The organism is Oleiphilus sp. HI0086 (assembly GCF_001635225.1).
Genome location: NZ_LWFZ01001263.1, coordinates 1 through 773 on the forward strand (window position 1 = coordinate 1; position 773 = coordinate 773).

1 protein-coding gene is annotated in these 773 nt (G+C 44.8%); it reads left to right on the forward strand.

The window, feature by feature from the left end:
• Positions 1–773: hybrid sensor histidine kinase/response regulator (locus A3756_RS21875; protein ID WP_197481460.1), on the forward strand; the 773-nt coding region annotated here is incomplete at both ends.

A 773-nucleotide genomic window follows, 5' to 3' on the forward strand; every position in this document is an offset into this window, starting at 1 on the left:
GCGCAATTTATGAAGCATGGTGGGAATGACTTTCTATTAAAACCTTTCCAGCAAGAGCAAGTATGCAGTCGAGTCAACGCCAATGCCCAGCTTCTGGATCAGTTCTCTGAGTTGAGTAGTTTGAACCAGCAGAAGAATGAGTTGCTTGGTATGGCGGCTCACGATATTCGTGGCCCTTTGGGTGTTGTATCTTCAGCTGCGAGTATGTTGAAAAGGGAGATATCCGGAGAGCACCCGGAAATGTTGCTGGGTTTAGTTATCGAAGCTGCAGAGAGTATGGAGGAGTTGCTGGATAGATTGCTTGATGTGAGTTCGATTGAGGATGCTAATATCTCAATCGATATAGATCGGGAAAACCTTTGTTCCCTATTGGATAAAGCTGTTGCTGATGCCCAGCTCCTGGCGAATGATAAGCAGCAAAAACTTAACTTGGAATTGCCAGTCGAAGCCGTATGGGTTGAAGCAGATAGCATGCGAATTAAAGAAGTTGCCTATAACCTGATTTCCAATGCAATTAAATACTCGCCAGTTGGTGGGAAAATTGATGTTCGTTTATCGAGTAATCATAAAAAGGTGCGTATCGAAGTGATTGATGAGGCTGGTGGAATACCAAAGGCCGAGCAGCACTTATTGTTCAAGCCATTCTGCAATATATCAACCAAGCCAACAGCTGGAGAGCGAAGTACAGGCTTGGGCTTGTCAATCTGTCAGCGAATCATGAAACTCCATAAGGGTGAAATCAAATACCGTTCGAATGCTCAGGTGGGGAGCAT